The sequence below is a fragment of the uncultured Kriegella sp. genome (genome assembly GCF_963975415.1).
Classification (GTDB): Bacteria; Bacteroidota; Bacteroidia; order Flavobacteriales; family Flavobacteriaceae; genus Kriegella.
Map to the genome: position 1 here is coordinate 26,861 of NZ_CAXBGN010000017.1, position 18,562 is coordinate 45,422.

Consider the following 18,562-nt stretch of genomic DNA (forward strand, 5'->3'; position numbering starts at 1 on the left):
ATTACTTCCTTACCGTTTTTGTTTACAAATCAAGGAAAATAATTTGTAAGAAAGGATGTTTTTCTTCTTTTGAATAAATTGTTACCTTATTATACAATCGATAGTTGCGACTAATCCTTTTTTAGAAAGTTACTCTTAAACTTAGTATAAAAATTAGCTGCAAAGTCTAAAGTCGGGAGAATATATTTCAGGGTAATATTCAATACGTAATACAGACGGTTGTTCGAATAGGTCTCCGATTTAATCCTCAACCACGCTTCGGCCTAAAATATTGTTTATCCTCTCGTATACCAAATTCGGATTTTTATCTAAAATAGGAGAACGCAAACAGGCAAATATTTACTCCAAACGGAACATTGTTCGGTACTAGGATCTTAAGCACCCCTAGAGCCTAGGAAAATAACGGATAGTTTCATTTTTCAGAGTAATATTTATACGGATGAAGCCCATTCCACAGCAAAGAATGGAATAAATTTAAACATAATTCCAAGGTTAGGGGAATGGAAACAAACACAGAAAAAATAGCAGAGAAGCTTAATGCCCTTGTTCAAAAAAATAGGGATGCTCAGGAGGGTTTCGAGAAAGCCGGCCAAATCGTAACGTCGAAAACTTTGTCAGAATGGTTTGTGGCTAGGGCCATTGAAAGAAGAATATTCAGGGAAGAACTTAAAGAGGAGATACATTCTTTCGGCCACCCCTGTGTTCAGACGCCAAGCCTTACCGGAGATATTCACCGCACTTGGATGGAAATAAAAGCAGCCTTTTCAGTCGACAGTGATAAGGCCATGTTGAAGGAGGCTATGCGAGGAGAAAAGGCTGCGCTAGAGGAGTACAATGACGTTTTCGCCGAAACAACCATGCCGCCTAGCACAGATGTCCTTTTAAAAGCGCATCGCGCTAAAATCGAGGATGGTCTTGCTATTTTGAGGGCAATGGAGAATATCGAGTTTCAAGAAGAATCTTAGCAAATTTCATGATGGTAGATAGGATACTATTTTTTGGAATATTTCCTATTTTTGGGATAAATTCCATTGTATGTATTTGAATCACCAAGAGTTTGATAGGTTGCCGAGCAGACCTGGTATTTATAAATTTCAAAACAAGGAAGGAGAAATTATTTATATAGGGAAAGCCAAAAACGTAAAGAAGAGGGTCTTAAGTCATTTCCATAGTAAATTAGTCAAAGAGGTGATTTTGTGTAATGAAACTTTCTCTATTGATTTTGAACTAACGGGAAACGAATTGATAGCTTTGCTTCTTGAAGCGGATTTGATTCAGAAGCACCAGCCCAAGCACAATATGGTACAGAAGAAATCGCGAAACGCCTTCTATATTCATTCGGCCTATACGAAAACAGGAATTCTACAGATGACGGTAGAAGAGCTGCCTTTGATGCATGTACCGACAGAATTATTTTTTTCGAAAAGTGCGGCCAAAAGGAAGTTGGAAATGATGTGCGAGGAATTTAATCTTTGCCCTAAATTTTCAGGGCTCCAACGCAAAAAAGGAAGATGTGCCCTAGTCAAATTTCCATTTTGCAAAGGGGTATGTAGTGGCACGGAGGATGTTTCCAGTTATAATATTCGGGCCGAAGAGGCTTTGGCTTCATTAAAGGCGAGCACTGCTTCTTTTATCATTCAAGAAAAAGGTAGACAACACGGCGAGCGATGTTTAGTTTTGGTACTGAATGGTGTCTATCAGGGTTTTTGCTATGTTGATGGCTCGCAACAGATTTGTGGTATCGAAGAACTACTAGAAATAATGGAACCTAGAAACCACAATTATTTTATTGGACAAATACTAAGCGTATATCGCAAAAAGAATCCTTTTCGAATAATGAATTTGGATGCTAAAACAACGTAAAGAATATGAACGACTACTCAGAATTTGATACCGTGCATGTATTAAATGAAGCAAAAATATTTTGTGATTTGTTGCATTATTATATTTTTCAATACAATCGAAACCACATAATTTGACATTAAAAATATATCATAGTAAAGCCGTGGTTAAACAATTGAATATGGTAGGGAACGATGGTAACCCCGAATATCGCCAGTCTAGTTTTTTTGAATTTTAATACAATCATTGTACAAAATGTATCCATTTTTTACATGGCTATTTTACCAATAAATTTCTTACATGAGAGAAACACTTAAAGCATTCATTAAAAAAATAAGAGCGGTTCTGGCACCTGTATTGAAGCGATATAGTCAGTACCTTCCTTATATTATTACAGTTACCATCGCCTTAATTCTGGTTGTTGGCGGTATCAACCTCTTTATAGAACTTACGGACACTTTAAAGACAGAGACATTAGCCGTATACGATGCCCAAATTACAGATTATATAATATCCCATCGTTCACCCGCACTGACCCGATATTTCTTATTTGTGACCCATGTGGGCGATTTTTATGGTTATCTTATCGTTGTTGGTATTTCTGCTTTCGTATCATCGGTGGTCTTCAAAAGATGGAAATACGTTGCCCAGGTGACACTTGTTTTAATTTTGGCCACGGTTTCAAATATGATGTTGAAAAGGTTTATTGATAGGGCCCGGCCCGGCATAGAGCATCTCGTATCTGTAGAAACCTTGAGTTACCCGAGTGGCCATGCGATGAGCGCCATGGCTTTTTACGGATTTATGATTTTTTTATTTTATAAGTTCAAAATGAACAAATTTTTAAAACTCTGTGTAATTCTATTTTTAGTAACACTAATTCTAAGCATCGGAATTAGCCGTATCTATCTCGGAGTTCATTTTCCTTCAGATATAGCAGGAGGCTTTATTGCCGGCTTTATTTGGGTTATTTTTTGTATACTGGTGTTTGATCTTATCGAGGTTTTCAGAAAGGACATAAAAACATGAGCTCAGCCATGTTCTTCCTAATTTCACGTTAGAATCACAAATGGCGAATTAGTGTCTTTTTTATCACCCATAACAAAAGGTTTGATACTTCGGTAAAGTAGCGTTTTGAGCTGATTGTACGAGGTAGGCTTTTGTAAATACCTGTTGGCCCCATCTCGTCTAAGCTGATTGACTTCCCGTTTATGGTACGAAGAAGAATAAACGATAACTTTGATATCGGAGAATTGGCTAAAGCTACGAATATCGTTCAAACATTCAAATCCGTCCATCAGAGGCATGCGTAAATCCAAAAAAATTACATCGGGTAGCGGCTCGTCGGAAAAAAGATTATCCATTAGCTCGATACCATCATTGAACTGCTTCACCTTAGTCTCTAATGGAATTTCGGCTAATGCATCCATAAATAGTTCTCGGTCATCACTGTCATCATCTGCCAAGAAAATAGTGAGTGGGTTCATTTTGGTGTGGTTTGAAGAAAGTGTCACTGGATTGTAAGTTTAATGGTTTATGGGATAATCGTTTTGTTCAAGGTTTAAGTCACCTTTCTTCCCTACGTCTTGTGTTTTTCCTGTCATTGCCCCGATGCCCATTTTTATAAGACTCACAAATTTGCCATTTTTGGTATCCCAATAATGAACATCTTCAGGGATAACTTTGATTGCCGAAAGGTTGGGATCATCTATTCCATTAAACCACGTATCATCTGTCTTTTCATAATAATGCGCCAAAATCGTTCTTTCAGTAGTAATCGTGGCCTTTCCGTACACGGTCATAAATTGCATGTCGCTCGGTTTTGCATAGACAAGTTGAATGTTTTTGTCCAAATTTAGATGAATATTATGTTCACTATTTTTGTTACTCAAAAACCAAATGTAGCCATCCTTGTCGACATCTTTTGTGCTCATAGGAAAGTAATGTGAGGGCATTGCGCCAAGATTTGTTTCCATCATCGCAATATCAATACCTTCTGCTAGGTCTCTTAATTTTTTCTTGGCCTCTTCGTTATATAAGTGTTGCTCGCTCATAACCTGGTTTTTTAAATTATGCATTGAAATTACGCTTAAGTGTTTTCAAAAGGTGCGCCGATTCCATTGGATATTGACGCAATAAAATTTTAACAGTACCAAACGGGGCTTATGTTTAAAGTTAAACCTTAAAGCTATTGCGATAACTTTCTTCCGTATTATCAGTTATTTTTTCACCTAAATTAAGTTTATGAAAATTTTATTTTTACGTATTTTTTTCTCGCTTTTGGTTGTTGACGGAGTCGCACAAAACTTACCCGTCGATACTTTGCCTCGCCCGTTTGCGACGAAATCGGTGTCTAATTTTTCAAAGGTCATCGGTTGGAAGGATGGTAGAAAGCCCGTTGCACCCGCAGGTTTTAGGGTGACAAAATATGCTGATGGTTTTGATAACCCACGATGGTTGTACGAACTTCCCAATGGCGACATCTTAGTTGCCCAGAGTAATTCGAACTATGGTTTTTTCAAACAGATCGGTGCTTGGATCATCGGAGCGGGAAAATCAAAAAATTTGAGTCATAGTGCCGATGTTATCACTTTATTACGTGATTCCAACCAAGATGGTAGGCCCGATATTCGGGAAACGTTTTTGCGGCAAGGACTCAATCAGCCTTTTGGAATGCTTGCATTAGATGATTCCTTTTATGTCGCCAATACAGACGGTTTAATCCGCTATCCTTATGAAGAGGGGGACACGAAAATAAAAGCGAAGGAAGAAAAAATACTTCCTTTGCCTGCGGGAAAAATAAACCAACATTGGACACGTAATATTATTGCAAGCCAAGATGGCTCCAAAATTTTTATTGCCATTGGAAGCGGTACAAATATCGCTGAAAAAGGTATTGAGAAAGAGCTGTTAAAGGCGAACATTCTTGTCTACAATAGAGAAAGCAAAGAAATGAACGTTTATGCCTCTGGTTTGCGAAATCCGGTCGGAATGGATTGGGAACCCGAAACAAAAACATTATGGACCGTAGTGAACGAACGTGATGGTTTGGGTAACGATTTAGTGCCTGATTATCTTACCAGTGTTAAAAAGAACGGTTTCTATGGCTGGCCCTATTCCTATTTCGGGGTTGAAGACCCCAGGGTTGAAATCGAAAAACCGAAAGCTTACGATGAAACAATTATCCCAGATTATGCCTTACAATCGCATACTGCTTCGCTCGGGTTGGTCTTTTATACCGGAAATAGTTTCCCTGAAAAATACCATGGTGGAGCCTTTGTGGTGCAGCACGGATCTTGGAACCGGAAAAAGCTATCTGGTTATAAAGTAGTGTTCGTTCCTTTTGAAAATGGTAGCCCATCTGGCGACACCGAAGACTTTTTAACAGGGTTCATTGTAGACCCAGATGATGACAAAGTTTATGGCCGCCCCGTCGGGGCTATCGTCACTCAAGATGGGTCATTATTGATTACTGATGATAAAACCCATACCGTATGGAGGGTTAGCGCAGAAAAATAAATTGTAAAACCACAATGTTGAAAAAATAAAGTATGACGGATAAAAAGTCGAAACGTCGTCGTTATAAAAAGAAACGGTATATCGTTCCTATAGCCATTATCGTAATTTTATTGGTGGCTAGATTGCTTTTGCCTTTTGTCGTAAAGAAATATGTCAATGGGGTACTGGCAGATATTCCTGGTTATTACGGCCAAGTGGCAGATATAGATTTAGCTTTGGTTCGGGGTGCCTATACTATAGACGGTCTATATTTAAACAAGGTGAATGCGGGGTCTGAAGTACCCTATCTCGATTTTGAAAAAACCGACATATCTGTAGAATGGAAAGCGCTTTTTGATGGCAAAATAGTGAGCGAAGTTATCATGACCCGGCCAAAGTTTATCTATGTTTTCGAAGACCAACAAGATTCGACCGGTGCTGAACCTGAAGTTGAAGATTGGTCCAAGGCATTGACAGACTTGGTGCCTATCGATATAAACCGGTTAGAAATTATTGATGGTACGGCGGCATTCGTACAGTTGCAGGCGAATCCGAATATTGATTTGAACTTGAAAAATATTCATTTGAAAGCCATCAACCTACGCAATGTAATCCAAAAGAATAGAACCTTACCTTCTGAAGTGCATGCAAGGGCGGTATCTATAGGGGAGGGCAATATGAAACTTGATGGTAAAATGAACTTGGTGAAACAGATTCCCGATATGGATATAGCGTTTTCATTGGAGGGTGCGAATGCTACGGCATTGAACGATTTCACCAAACATTACGCCGAAATCGATTTTGAAAGTGGCACTTTCGAAGTATTTGGAGAGGTTGCCATTGCCGATGGCTTTCTTAAAGGCTCTATCAAACCCATCTTAAAAAATGGAAAGCTTTTGGGCAAAGAAGACGGCTTTTTGGAAACACTATGGGAAGGTTTTGTGGGATTTTTCAAGTTTGTTCTTAAAAATCAAAAAAATAATACTTTGGCAACCAAAGTTCCGATAGAAGGCGATTTGAACAATGTCGGCACCAAAATTTGGCCGACAATTACAAACATATTTCAAAATGCCTGGATAAAGGCGTTTCAAGGAATAGTTGATGATGATATTGATTTTAAGGATGCTGAGGCTGGTGCCGATAAGGTCGACAAAAAACAAATACGAAAGGAAGCCCGCCAAGAACGGCGTGCCGAAAAAAAGAAAGAGCGGAAGAAAGACAATTTGGAATAATTCCGTACCCAGAATTTCCTGAATCAGCGGGCGCCTCATTTATCGGCGTTGGCTTCATGATAATTGCAATACTTGAGTTGCGTCCCAGTCATTTTTCGAACAGGCTGCATTCTTAATCCTCTTCTTTAATAACTTCAAGCTTAACCTTCAGGTAAATAGACTGTAATGTGGGTACATATAATTATGGGAGGCTTGTTTAACCATAGTTGTCTGCAAAAATTTCAAAAGCGATGATTAAATTGGTAAATTCTTTTGAAAGAAAATGAGGGAGTCTATAAAGTAATTTTCGATGATTGCGAACAATTCCTGATTGCAATGTTCGAGTACCTTTTACAAGGTTGCCAATCGACTATTGAACAAATAATTGCCGTATAAATTTTTATAGTTTACTTTTCGTTCAATTGATTCTATGACCTCGGTTGCAAAATCTACTTCATACATTTGTCCCATAACGTTTAATCCACCAGGACTAAATACATTGATTTCCATTAGTTTGTCACCGACAATATCGATGCCCACGAGAAACATGCCATCTTGAACCAACTTTGGACGAACAATTTCCGACAGTTCCAGAATTTGATCGGTCATTTTCGCTTTTTCAGGTCGTCCGCCGGCATGGATGTTACTACGAATGTCGCCTGACTTATTTACACGTTGCATAATGGCATATTGACCATTGTTCTGTAAAGGTTCGCCGTTCATTAAAAATAGCCGGGTATCACCGTTTTTTGCTTCCGGAAGATACTCTTGAGCGATTACATAACCATCTCTACAAATGGCATCAATGGTCTGTGATAAATTGTGTTCGTTCTTTTTATCCATCATAAAAACATTCATACCTCCCGAACCTTGCAAGGGCTTTAAAATCATTTTTTGCTTTTGCTCCTTGAAAAATTCCCCTATTTCCTTTTTATCCCTCGAAATAATCGTTTTAGGCCGTAGAATTTCGGGAAAGTGCTGAAAATACATTTTATTGACCGCTCCCGCCAAACTACTCGGATGATTGACTACCAACACATTATCATTCATGGCGATGCCCCCAAATATAAATGCTGCGTTCTGTGCCCAATCTCGAGCGTTGATTTCATCGGAAGGATCATTTCGAAGAAAAAGCACATCCAATTCCTCAGAGGTTATTTTGGTGAATTTTTCTTTTTGTACCGCCTTGAAAAAGGTTTCTTGACTTTTAAAGTTTGCTTCTTTGATGGTTTTACAACGCGCAGAGAAATGACCGTCTGAAGCATAGGCCAATTCGCCTATTCCAATAAAATACACCTCGTGTTCTCTTTTATATGCCGCGAAACCTAAGGCTGGAGTGGTATAATTTGGTTTTTCGGTCTCGTGATCGTTGATGATAAAAGCTATTTTCATTCTCAGTATGTTAAATATTATTAGGACTCCTTTAGGGTTGGTTGAAAGTTACTTATTATAATGAATCCGTATCGATCAATCTTTAACCCTTTTGCTAAACAAGGCTATTCCAAGAGCTCAGTGACCCTTAGCCCGTTTCTCAATTTTTGCAATCGTTCCTGTACTGAACGCCGCTCTAAAAATCGGGGAGTGATAGGTTCTTGAAGGATTTTGCGATGCAGCAATTCTTCAATCAATTCTACATGGTTGGTATTGAACTTTCCAGTGTAAAGCGTTTCCAACTTGCCACCGTCTTCGAGATAGTGCATTACATTCAAAAGTCCGGCCAGATATACGGCATCTTTTACAAGGCCACCTCCACGATAAACACGCATTGTAATGTAATAGGAACTATATTCGGGAAAATTATAACCCGATCGCAGCAAATTGAAAGTTTCGATGAACTCAGCCCCCTTGACCATAGAATTCGTGGCAATTACACGCCCGGCGAGCGTGCGCATGCGATTTATGGTGAGGCCGTCGACGAGATATTCGGCCAATACGGCTAAGCCTTCCTGCAATTGGTCATAGCCTGAAAATCCTGCATACATTTGTTGCAATGGTTGTCGCTTACCATTACAATAGGTTAAGATATGAGTGGCAATTTCATGCTGGATTAAGGCATCACAGCGATTCTCATCTAATGAGAACTGGTTGCTAATCAATAATTTACCTTTTGAGACCATAATGCCAGCGACATCTTTACGGATTTCTAATGACAGTTTTGTTTCGGGAAACTGTTTTTGATAGTAATTGATTTCATCTTCTGCTCGTTCGGCGAACTCATAGCAATTGAACCGTCTCATTTCGTTGTAACCGGCCCCTTCAGGATATTTTCTTAAAATTGACTCTGCGGCTTCTATGACATTCTCCTCGATTTTCCCGTATAAGCTTTCTCCGATGTACCTAAAATTATCGGTGCCACGTTCTTCAAGCATCGTTAGCTGTTTTTCGATTTCCAATCGTTTGTCGCGGAGTATAAATGAAATTGTCGGGTCGTGTATTTGATCTATGGGCAGGTCAAATAATCTTCGTTTTTTCTTTTCAGGGTCGAGGGCAATCAATCTATAATTGAAGGATGGTGTTTTCGTAAAATTGTTTTTTTTGAATTTGTTCCATTCTGAAGTACTGTTTACCGGGGTAACGCGCAATAGAAATGACATACCTCCACTTATTTTAGCCAGTTCCCTATCTGTTTTTAAGGTGACTTCATCGACATGGGTCTTGCCCAACATTAGATAGTGGGCGTACGGATTGGAGGTCTGCACACGTATAAACTCATAGGCCGCACGTTTTATAGTTTCTGAAAATCGGGTATAGAATTTTCTATAGAAAAGCGAATAAACCTCATTTTCTTCTGTGTTTTGGTAGATTGCGGGAACTGCAATTCCAATCAATAATCCACCAGATTGCTTCGAATCATCGATTTCCAAAAGCGGCTTCAAATGTTCGGGATGTCTATGGAATCTGTTGACTACCGATACCGACGTTTTCGAATAGATTTCACGAATAGTTTCGAACCCTTCCTTTAGTGCGGCAACGGTGGCCGGAGCCTTGTTTTCCGGACAGAATATTTCAAATTTTGAATGGTGATTTGTATGAACAGGCCATAGCTCCAATATCAAAAAAGCATTCAACTTATTGGCGATGGTTTTTGAGATTTCTTCCAATAGCTGTGAAATATCCACTGTTTCGTTAACAATTAGGTACGAGGCCTGGGTTTTCAATAACCCCGAAAAATAGGGGTCTACTTTGCTATGGCGATACACACAAACATAGGGCAAAAGTTTTTCGATATACATTATCCCGTCTTTGGGCAAAGCTTGTGTGACCGATTTTTCTTCGGAAAGTTTTTTGCATACACTACGGATAAGTTTTTTTTCAATCATGAATTCGGTTGCATAAATTCTCGTACTTGTATAGGTATAAGCCTTTTCATTTGTTGCTCCACCGAGCGCACAACTTCAGGAAAAATAGTTCCACTTTCTTCATCACAATATATTTTTGCAATTTCCGTGGCCAATACCAAAGTGTTCCTGAAGTTTTTAGTAATGTATTTCAAAAAGTATCCGTTCCCCTGAAAGGTGTTATTGATTTTGGAAGTGGATGCTATACCGTTGGGCAAATGCATTTTTCCCAGTTTTTTTCTCCATGACTCAATCAAGGTTCCAAAACGCGTATTATCGATATTGCTGGTGCCTAAATTCCATGTGGGGACTTTTCTGTCCCATCGTTTCCAATTATAGCTGTGCATATCGAAAACAATCGCTTTTCCATGAATTTTCTCGATTTGCTGTAATAAAGTGTGTACCACTTTGTAAAATGTACGATGTTTCTTCAAACTTTGTTCACGTTCTTGTTCAGATAAAGGAGCTTTCCAAAGTTTTTTGCCCCAGGCATCTTCATAAATTGCATTACTGGGGTCACGGTTCAAATCGTATTCGAACCTGCTATCGCAACCGGCGATAACTATCGGATGTGTTCGTATCATTTCTTTTGTACTGGGGTCCTCCTCGTACCAGCGTTCGTATTCGGTGTGTAGACAATTGTCCCATAACGATTTTCTGAATTGGTGGCCGTCATGTACCGCCCCACAGATGTAAGGAACAAATTTTTCTATTTTAATGGTAAAGGAGTAATCTTCCGAAACGGCTTCAAATGCTGTTTCCTTTTTTATATTCTCGATGATTTCCGAAGCACTTAGTTTTTGCATTTTAGTGTTTATTACATCAAATACAAAAAATGGGTTTGAAAGCGTACCTTAAAATGAAATCAGTTCTATTTCAATCGTTATTGCGTAATTCTCGAATTGGATTTCCACTGGTACCAATGGGCTTGAATGAATATTCAAACGGAATACATCTTTTGTGGTTTTAATAAGATTGATGCTTTTGGGTAATATTAGCAGCTTCCCAAAGGTCATTTTTTAGTCTGTTTATTCATTATTTAATCGCATATGTGATGCTTACCCATAATTTGATATTTATTAATTATTTGTTGAAATTACATTATCATCTTTTCAAAAGATGCACCGATTCCAATGGATATTGACGCAATAAAATTTTACATGCGGCATTCTATTCTTTTATATAAAATTTTCTGAAGGATGGATAATATTACCGTTTAAATCAAACCACTGTGCAGCATATGTTATTAAATTCTATTTTAAACAATTGAAAACCAGTTTTTTGCGGTGATAGTGTTGAATACTTTTGAAAAATATGGGTTGGATTTGACTATTTATAGAGTTAATAAAACCTCATATTGAATAAATAAGTATTGGTATTTTTGGCCTCATGGAAGGTTATACTAAAGAAGAGAATTTTACATACAGGGATAGAGAAATAGATTGGCTCAGTTTTAACGAAAGGGTTTTACAGGAAGCAGCGGATAAACGGAACCCCATAATCGAACGATTAAAATTTTTGGCTATTTTTTCATCGAACTTAGATGAATTTTTTAAGGTAAGGATTTCAAAACTCCGGCTAATAAAAAAGGTTAAGAAAAATATTCGAAAGCCTTTGGGGTTGAAACCGAATAAAATTTTAAAGTCATTGATGGTCCAAATCGACCAACAACAGCAGCGGTTCGGACAGATTTTTAGGGATGAAATACTTTTCGAATTAAATGAAAACAACATTTTTCTGCCGACCCTTCAAGAATTTTCCACCAAACAAAAAACAGATTTAAACCTGCTTTTTGAAAAACAGATCGCTACTCACCTAACGATTTTAGACAGTAAAAAATTAACTTCTGATTCATTTATAGAAGGAGCTCTTTATATTGTGGCTTTTGATAAAACTACCGATAAAATGATGTTCGTTCACGTTCCAGCGACTGAAATCGGTAGGTTCGTTGAGATACCCTCAGAAGAGGGTACCCATGTTTTTACCTATTTAGAGGATGTTCTCAAACTCAACGCGCAGCGCATATTTCCGGAACTGGAGATTTCATCCCTTTTTAATATCAAAATCTCGAAGGATGCAGAATTATATCTCGACGATGATTACGAAGGTGATTGGGTAGAACTGATTCATCAGTCGCTCTCGCAGCGAAAAATAGGTCAACCTACAAGACTACTTTACGAACAGGGAATGCCAAAGGAATTGCGAAACAGGTTGAGAGCGCTTTTAGATTTGGGCAAAATCGATATGTTCGAAGGTGGCGATCGTCATAATTTCAGTGATTTTTTTTCCCTCGCGGGCCTTATAGACGATGCGTCATTGCATTTCGAACCTTTCCCTCCTTTGAAGCATGTCGAATTTGAAAAGACCGATAGCATTTTTGATCTGATTGCCCAAAAAGACCAATTGCTCCATTTTCCATATCAAAGTTTCCGGTATATCGAAGATTGGTTATTCGAGGCTGCCAGAGATGTTAAAGTTGCGTCCATTCATATTTCTTTGTATCGTATTGCCAAGAAATCACGATTGACTTCTGCATTGCTTGAAGCGCTTGAAAATGGAAAGAAGGTGACGATATTTGTCGAAGCCAAAGCAAGATTTGACGAAGCGAACAATATCACATGGGGTCGGAGATTCGAAGATAAAGGTGCTCAGGTTTTTTATAGTTTTCCGAACGTAAAGGTACATTCCAAGATTTTACATATAGAACGATTGGAAGGTGAAACTCCTAGAGGCTATGCCTATATCGGCACGGGAAACTTTAATTCGAAAACAGCAAAAATATATTGTGATCACGGACTTTTCACGGCGGATAAAAAAATAACAGAAGATTTGGCCAAGGTATTTAGGGTGCTAAAAAGAGAAATGTTAAAACCGAAACTGAAGCGTCTGTTAATATCCCCATTTAATACGAGAAAAAGTTTCGAAAAGTTGATTCAAAGGGAAATTTTCAATGCCCAAAGAAATAGGCCCGCTAGCATTATGGCAAAAATGAATAGCCTAGAAGATAAACAGATGATCAATTGGTTGTATAGGGCAAGCAATGCAGGAGTTAAAATTAGACTATTGGTTCGAGGTTTTTGCTGTCTTGTTCCTGGGGTTGAGGGTCAGAGTGAGAATATCGAGGTCTTTAGCATCGTAGATCGATTTTTAGAACATGCCAGGGTATTTCTTTTTCATAATAGTGGGGAAGAAGAAATCTTTATGGGAAGTGCCGATTGGATGACGCGAAATCTTGACAAACGTATTGAGGTTATCACACCTATTTTGGATAAAGATATATTTCATGAATTAAAAGAGCTTTTGACTATTCAATTTGAAGATAACGTGAAAGCACGCATCGTTGGAAAGGAGGCTACCAATAATTATGTTCTCTCGAACTTTGAGGAAAAAAAGATGCGGTCGCAATACGAAATCTATGATTACTTAAAACGTTTCTCGCCGAGTACAGAAAACTTAAGGGAATAGCAAAGCGTACACATTCCTTTTTTTAACATAGACAGAAATCTCGGCAAATATTATTGCCTGAATCTATCGTTATTGCCTTAGCCTTATTGTCTCGGAAATTATCCCTTCCACATATAAAATTACAAGAAACATTTTGCTTTGCATTAAACTTTGACTGTATGCAGTTAAGGTCTAACGCACTCTTTTTTTAATATCGTAGCGGGCCATTACATCGCCTAGAATGCTAGGTTTTTACTGAGATGGTCGCTAAAAACAAGAAAAATGAGAAGTATTGCAACAAATATATTGGATACCATTGGTAATACACCCTTAGTTGGGCTTGACAGGTTATTCCATGGTCAAAGACGGGTACTTGCTAAACTAGAGGGCTCTAATCCCGCTGGAAGTATGAAAGATAGAACTTCGTATTTTATTATTTCAGAACTTCTAAAGAATGACATAATCAAAAGAGGCGGTACTATAATCGAGTCAAGTTCTGGCAACATGGCTGTTGGCTTGGCGCAAGCTTGCCTATTTTATGGTCTAAAATTAATGGTTGTCGTCGACCCTAATTTGAATCCTCAAACACATAAGTTGTTGACCGCTTATGGCGCTAAAATTGTCATGGTCAAAGAACCTCGTGCAAAAGGAGGATTTTTGGCGGCTAGGTTAGAAAAGGTGAAAGAGTTATTGACAACTGTACCCAATAGCATATGGTCTAACCAATATGGAAATCCAAACAATCCCAAGGCACATCATACGACGATGAGCGAAATTATGGGCGTTCTGAATCATGATTTAGATTATCTGTTTATTGCCACAAGTACCTGTGGCACCCTCATGGGATGTGCCGATTATATTGAAAAAAAGAATTGTAGAACTAAACTGATTGCTGTAGATGCAGTGGGCAGTGTGCTGTTCGGGGATAAGGCGGGTAAACGTAAAATTCCGGGTCATGGAGCGGGCGTGCCTTCAGAATTTCTAGACACATCTAAAGTATATGATGTGGTTCATGTATCTGATTATGAATGTATAAAAGGATGTAGAAGGTTGCTGACTGAAGAAGCTATACTCTGTGGAGGTTCATCTGGCGGAATTATATCAGCTTATATGAACTATGAAAAACATTTGCCTGAAAATTCGACTTCAGTTCTCTTGCTTCCCGATAGGGGAGAACGCTATTTAGATACGGTTTATAATGATGAATGGGTAAACGATAATATCGAATTAGAGCAAATATTCGATGGGTTAAACTGCGCAGTAAAGGAAGTTGGATCGAAAATGTTGGCAACATGAATCGGTATAAGGTAGCCATTATCGGCTTAGGTCCCAAAGGGTTGTATGCTTTCGAACGTTTGTTGGCAAGCTTACAACAGGTTGATGATGATTTTAAATTAGAAATTCATCTTTTCGAAAAAACCGGATTTTTCGGAGCGGGAGAAACATACCGTCCCGACCAACCAACGTATTTGTTAATGAATTATCCCAATCGAAATATTTCCGTCTGGTCAAAGGAAAATCCACAACCCTTGGTTCCCGATTGCTTGGATTTTGTAGGGTGGTTGAAAAAACACGGAGATATTTCCATTAATAGTTCTGCAAATGGATTCGCATCACGAAGAACGGTGGGTGAGTACTTTATTGATTGCTTTAATTTATTGGAAAAATATAAAAAAGAGTCGATTCAGCTTTTCAAGCATAAGGCTGAGGTTATGGATATCGAAACGTGTGAAAACGGACTAATTTTAAAATATATCGCTGTTAATACCAAACGTTTGACGAGTTTGAAAGTTCAAGAAGTTCTATTGACTACGGGGCATTCGAGCTTCAAGGGAAGGTTGGCAAGCGATGAGAAGAGTAGCAGTTCTGATGAAATCGATAGCGAATTAATTCCTTTCGTTTATCCAGTTGAAAAAAAGTTGGCGGCGATTGGAAAGCAATCGAACGTTGGAATTAAGGGGTTAGGATTAACTTTTATAGATACCGTTTTGGCGCTAACGGAAGGTAGGGGCGGACGGTTTGAGACGTTGAAAGATGGAAATTTAATTTATATACCCTCAGGTCAAGAACCCCAAAAAATATTTCCCTACTCAAGAAGTGGTCTTCCTATGATTCCCCGAAGTGCAAATGAAGGATTAAAACCCTATACGCCGATTTATTTTACCCATGAGAATATCATGTCACAAGCAGGTTTAAATCAAAAAATCAGTTTTAAAGGGCACGTACTTCCATTGATCATCGCCGAAATGAAGTATCGTTATTATAGGATCAAATTCCAGAAGCATAATTTGAACTTTTATCCCGATAAGAATTTAAGAAGTTTACAAGAGCAGATAGATATATTTCACGAGCTATACCCTTGGGCTTATAGGTTTAATTTTCAAGATTTGCTCAGGGCTAGGCCCATGAGCGGGACTTCTTCCGAGCTTGGCGATTTGGCTTATTGGCGTTATCTTTTAAAAGAGGCCAAAGCAGACGATGAGTCAAGTGCATTTATGGCGGCCGCGATGACTTGGGGCAGACTGAGCCCGATTTTTAATTCAATCTATAATTTTGGGGGAATGACCGCAGATTCCCATGCCTTGTTCGACACCCAGTATCGCTCCGTTTTAAATAGAATCTCTTATGGTCCCCCCTTAGAAAACATGAAAAAGATGACGGCACTTATTGAAGCAGGGGTGATTAATATGGATTTTGCCCAGAATCCCCAAATTAAAAAGCTAGATGAAGGGTGGGGTATCTGTACAGAACAGTTGAATTTTCAAAGATTGAATGTGCTGATAGATGCTAGGATTCCCAGCCTAAACGCTATTGATGACTGGTCATTATTGTTTACAAATATGCGGGAAAGGGGATTATTACGGCCATTCACAATTTACGATGATTCAAGTTATGAAGTCGGTTGTCCTGAAATCGATAGGCAAGGAAGGGCCATTGGCCACGATGGACGGTCTATTTTCAATATTTCCCTTTATGGTACGCCGACAGAAGGAATTACGTATGATAACGACACACTCTCGCGAACGAGAAACAATTTTGCCTCGCAATGGGCCTTGAACGTTATGGAAAATTGTAAGGCCGCAATACTTAAATCAGGAAAACTCAAAATTCAAAATGGATAACGCTGCTTATTTTAAATCGACAGGAAAAAATCAATTAACACCCATCACTAGTCCTTGGATGCACAGATTTATGGAGCATTCAGAATTGGTGGAAAAATTGGTCGAGAAGTACGGCTCGCCGATTAATCTGCATCATATTCCCTCATTTCATAAGAACATTTCTAGGTATCAAGAAGTATTTCAAAACTATGGGGTGGATGGTCAAATATACTTTGCTCGAAAGGCGAATAAAAGCCGAATTCTTGTCAAATCGGCCATTGAATATGGAATAGGGGTAGATACGGCCAGCTATCGTGAGATGGAGCAGGCAATTTTATTAGGGGGTACAAAAGAAAATGTAGTATTAACGGCCGCCATCAAAAATGAGGCGTTGATGAAACTGGCAATAGAAAATCAAATTCCCATTATTATCGATAATCTTGACGAATTACAGTTGGCAAACAAAGTAGCTGGAGATTTAAAGCGCACTGGAATTATTGGTCTTCGATTAAGTGGTTTTCAGGTTGGAAAACGAAAATTGTACAGTCGGTTCGGTTTTGATACAGAACGGGATTTATACAATTTAAAAGTCTGGTTTTCCGATAAAACCACTTTCAAGAATTTAAGACTGTGTGGGTTTCATTTTCATTTGGATGGGTATTCCATTGAAGAGCGCGGTGAGGCGGCGATTCAAAGTTTAGATATCGTAGGAGAGTTTCGTCAGATTGGTCAAAACATTGAATTCTTGGATATCGGCGGAGGAATTTTGATGAACTATCTAGAATCAAAAAACGAGTGGATAAGTTTTCAAAACAATCTAAAAGAGGCCGTGCTTGGAATAAACGAACCTATAACTTTTAATAATAATGGGTTGGGGTTTTCATTAAATCAAAAGGCGCAACTTCAAGGCAGTTTAAAAACCTATCCCTACTACAATGAAGTTAACGGCGCTGAGTTTTTGAGCCAAGTTTTGAGCTATAAAAATATAAAAGGCAGCTCTGTGGCAGAATTGATAAATAGGGCTAATATTCAACTTCGCATAGAACCAGGGCGTTCTTTACTTAGTCAAGTAGGTTTGACCCTTGGCGAAGTAGCGCATAGAAAACGTGATGCAAAAGGTAATTGGTTGGTAGGGCTTGAGATGAATATGAGCCAGTTAAAGAGCTCCAGTTCAGATTTTTTATTAGATCCCTTTGTGATTTTTCGTTCTGAATCCGAAGAATCGGAAATGGAGGAACTCTATTTCACAGGGGCTTACTGCTTGGAACAAGATGTATTGCTCAAAAGAAAATTGACTTTTCCAAGACTACCATCTCGGGGAGACTATATAGTTTTCGTTAATACCGCGGGTTATATGATGCATTTTTATGAAACGGAGGCTCATCTGTTCAATCTTTCAGAAAACCTTTATATAGACCAAGAGGTAGAGCATTTTGAAATGGAGAATATTCACAACGATTCAAATCTCGTTTTGGATAGCGGAGCCATAGATAAAATAGAAAGCTAATTATTGTAGAAAATTGGAAACCGCATGGGGTGGTGGTAAGTCTTTAAAGTGTTATTCCCAATCATGCCGATTGGTATAAATTTAAGAAGATTGAGCGTCACCGGAAAATCAAGACAGCAAGTTAGTTCGCAAAAAGATGCTTGGATTTTTATTTCTGCCAATTGCCATCGTTTTTCCAGTAATGTTTTTATAGATGATTTTGTTGTTTTCAATATTGAACATTAGGTCTTCTAAAAGATTGACAAGCAAGTATTACTTTCTCCAGTCAATTGAAGATCGATAACCGTTTTCAATTCGGCTTTAAGTGTCTCAATATTTTGGTTACTAATATTCGAATAACAAAATTGATAAAATTTTTGGTAGCCAAGGGGAACAGAGGTACTAGATTATAGATTCATCGGGGAACCAAGATCGAACTGTAGAATTTGTACTCAAATCACCGACTTAATTTAAAAAATTGATTGGGTGCTTGCCTATAGTGTTATAAATTATTGATTTAGGATAGTAAAGTGGAAAGTCAAAAATGAGGGTTGGCTACAAAACCGTTGGCTGTAAAGCGCATTACTGAGTTGAGAGCAATGGAATGGAGTGGTAGTGGGCCAAAAACAGGGTGTTACAGAA

At 38.4% G+C, this 18,562-nt stretch carries 14 protein-coding genes; 9 read left to right on the forward strand and 5 right to left on the reverse strand.

Translation table 11 applies throughout. The annotated features are described in order from the left end of the window. Window positions 1–500: 500 nt before the first annotated feature. The 3 genes from AACZ88_RS22770 (at window position 501) to AACZ88_RS22780 (ending at window position 2,871) form a co-directional block, all read left to right on the forward strand. On the forward strand, window positions 501–965 hold the full coding sequence (locus tag AACZ88_RS22770) for a PA2169 family four-helix-bundle protein (protein WP_339715738.1): 465 nt from the start codon (window positions 501–503) through the stop codon (window positions 963–965). Window positions 966–1,035: 70 nt separating this feature from the next. Next, window positions 1,036–1,863 (forward strand): GIY-YIG nuclease family protein, encoded by an 828-nt coding sequence (locus AACZ88_RS22775; protein ID WP_339715741.1) that lies wholly within the window; start codon window positions 1,036–1,038, stop codon window positions 1,861–1,863. A gap of 279 nt (window positions 1,864–2,142) precedes the next feature. Beyond that, a complete protein-coding gene (locus AACZ88_RS22780; protein WP_339715743.1) occupies window positions 2,143–2,871 on the forward strand; it encodes a phosphatase PAP2 family protein in 729 nt (242 codons plus the stop codon). 23 nt (window positions 2,872–2,894) lie between these two features. Here AACZ88_RS22780 and AACZ88_RS22785 read toward each other — a convergent pair whose 3' ends face one another. Together AACZ88_RS22785 and AACZ88_RS22790 are read right to left on the reverse strand one after the other, a co-directional pair. After that, window positions 2,895–3,329, reverse strand: a complete 435-nt coding sequence (locus tag AACZ88_RS22785; protein WP_339715745.1) for a response regulator — start codon at window positions 3,327–3,329, stop codon at window positions 2,895–2,897. A gap of 39 nt (window positions 3,330–3,368) precedes the next feature. Continuing rightward, a complete protein-coding gene (locus tag AACZ88_RS22790) occupies window positions 3,369–3,896 on the reverse strand; it encodes a pyridoxamine 5'-phosphate oxidase family protein (protein ID WP_339715747.1) in 528 nt (175 codons plus the stop codon). A 190-nt stretch (window positions 3,897–4,086) separates the two neighbouring features. Between AACZ88_RS22790 and AACZ88_RS22795 the strand changes: the two genes are divergently transcribed. Together AACZ88_RS22795 and AACZ88_RS22800 are read left to right on the forward strand one after the other, a co-directional pair. Beyond that, a complete protein-coding gene (locus tag AACZ88_RS22795; RefSeq protein WP_339715749.1) occupies window positions 4,087–5,361 on the forward strand; it encodes a sorbosone dehydrogenase family protein in 1,275 nt (424 codons plus the stop codon). A 32-nt stretch (window positions 5,362–5,393) separates the two neighbouring features. Beyond that, window positions 5,394–6,572 (forward strand): DUF748 domain-containing protein, encoded by a 1,179-nt coding sequence (locus tag AACZ88_RS22800; protein WP_339715752.1) that lies wholly within the window; start codon window positions 5,394–5,396, stop codon window positions 6,570–6,572. 330 nt (window positions 6,573–6,902) lie between these two features. Here AACZ88_RS22800 and AACZ88_RS22805 read toward each other — a convergent pair whose 3' ends face one another. From AACZ88_RS22805 to AACZ88_RS22815, 3 genes are all read right to left on the reverse strand, one after another. After that, a complete protein-coding gene (locus AACZ88_RS22805) occupies window positions 6,903–7,943 on the reverse strand; it encodes a glutathione synthetase (RefSeq protein ID WP_339715755.1) in 1,041 nt (346 codons plus the stop codon). Between the two features lie 104 nt (window positions 7,944–8,047). Then, complete coding sequence (locus AACZ88_RS22810) at window positions 8,048–9,871, reverse strand: tyrosine/phenylalanine carboxypeptidase domain-containing protein (RefSeq protein ID WP_339715757.1); 1,824 nt, start codon at window positions 9,869–9,871, stop codon at window positions 8,048–8,050. Then, on the reverse strand, window positions 9,868–10,695 hold the full coding sequence (locus AACZ88_RS22815; RefSeq protein WP_339715760.1) for an N-formylglutamate amidohydrolase: 828 nt from the start codon (window positions 10,693–10,695) through the stop codon (window positions 9,868–9,870). Before AACZ88_RS22815 ends, AACZ88_RS22810 begins: the two co-directional genes overlap by 4 nt. A 583-nt stretch (window positions 10,696–11,278) precedes the next feature. On the opposite strand from AACZ88_RS22815, the gene ppk1 reads away from it, so the two are divergent. The 4 genes from ppk1 (at window position 11,279) to AACZ88_RS22835 (ending at window position 17,941) form a co-directional block, all read left to right on the forward strand. After that, window positions 11,279–13,354, forward strand: a complete 2,076-nt coding sequence (gene ppk1, locus AACZ88_RS22820) for a polyphosphate kinase 1 (protein ID WP_339715763.1) — start codon at window positions 11,279–11,281, stop codon at window positions 13,352–13,354. Between the two features lie 261 nt (window positions 13,355–13,615). After that, window positions 13,616–14,629 carry a 2,3-diaminopropionate biosynthesis protein SbnA gene (sbnA, locus tag AACZ88_RS22825; RefSeq protein WP_339715766.1) on the forward strand — a complete coding sequence of 338 codons (1,014 nt, stop codon included), beginning with the start codon at window positions 13,616–13,618 and terminating at the stop codon, window positions 14,627–14,629. Beyond that, window positions 14,626–16,455, forward strand: a complete 1,830-nt coding sequence (locus tag AACZ88_RS22830) for an FAD/NAD(P)-binding protein (RefSeq protein ID WP_339715768.1) — start codon at window positions 14,626–14,628, stop codon at window positions 16,453–16,455. Before sbnA ends, AACZ88_RS22830 begins: the two co-directional genes overlap by 4 nt. Further along, window positions 16,448–17,941 carry a Y4yA family PLP-dependent enzyme gene (locus tag AACZ88_RS22835; RefSeq protein ID WP_339715770.1) on the forward strand — a complete coding sequence of 498 codons (1,494 nt, stop codon included), beginning with the start codon at window positions 16,448–16,450 and terminating at the stop codon, window positions 17,939–17,941. Before AACZ88_RS22830 ends, AACZ88_RS22835 begins: the two co-directional genes overlap by 8 nt. The last annotated feature ends 621 nt before the right edge of the window (window positions 17,942–18,562 follow it).

What these genes read in the sequence shown, in the direction of transcription:
- AACZ88_RS22770 (WP_339715738.1), top strand. Translation starts at nt 501, where the DNA reads ATGGAAACAAACACAGAAAAAATAGCAGAGAAGCTTAATGCCCTTGTT.
- AACZ88_RS22775 (WP_339715741.1), top strand. Translation starts at nt 1,036, where the DNA reads ATGTATTTGAATCACCAAGAGTTTGATAGGTTGCCGAGCAGACCTGGT.
- AACZ88_RS22780 (WP_339715743.1), top strand. Translation starts at nt 2,143, where the DNA reads ATGAGAGAAACACTTAAAGCATTCATTAAAAAAATAAGAGCGGTTCTG.
- AACZ88_RS22785 (WP_339715745.1), bottom strand. Translation starts at nt 3,329, where the DNA reads ATGAACCCACTCACTATTTTCTTGGCAGATGATGACAGTGATGACCGA.
- AACZ88_RS22790 (WP_339715747.1), bottom strand. Translation starts at nt 3,896, where the DNA reads ATGAGCGAGCAACACTTATATAACGAAGAGGCCAAGAAAAAATTAAGA.
- AACZ88_RS22795 (WP_339715749.1), top strand. Translation starts at nt 4,087, where the DNA reads ATGAAAATTTTATTTTTACGTATTTTTTTCTCGCTTTTGGTTGTTGAC.
- AACZ88_RS22800 (WP_339715752.1), top strand. Translation starts at nt 5,394, where the DNA reads ATGACGGATAAAAAGTCGAAACGTCGTCGTTATAAAAAGAAACGGTAT.
- AACZ88_RS22805 (WP_339715755.1), bottom strand. Translation starts at nt 7,943, where the DNA reads ATGAAAATAGCTTTTATCATCAACGATCACGAGACCGAAAAACCAAAT.
- AACZ88_RS22810 (WP_339715757.1), bottom strand. Translation starts at nt 9,871, where the DNA reads ATGATTGAAAAAAAACTTATCCGTAGTGTATGCAAAAAACTTTCCGAA.
- AACZ88_RS22815 (WP_339715760.1), bottom strand. Translation starts at nt 10,695, where the DNA reads ATGCAAAAACTAAGTGCTTCGGAAATCATCGAGAATATAAAAAAGGAA.
- ppk1 (WP_339715763.1), top strand. Translation starts at nt 11,279, where the DNA reads ATGGAAGGTTATACTAAAGAAGAGAATTTTACATACAGGGATAGAGAA.
- sbnA (WP_339715766.1), top strand. Translation starts at nt 13,616, where the DNA reads ATGAGAAGTATTGCAACAAATATATTGGATACCATTGGTAATACACCC.
- AACZ88_RS22830 (WP_339715768.1), top strand. Translation starts at nt 14,626, where the DNA reads ATGAATCGGTATAAGGTAGCCATTATCGGCTTAGGTCCCAAAGGGTTG.
- AACZ88_RS22835 (WP_339715770.1), top strand. Translation starts at nt 16,448, where the DNA reads ATGGATAACGCTGCTTATTTTAAATCGACAGGAAAAAATCAATTAACA.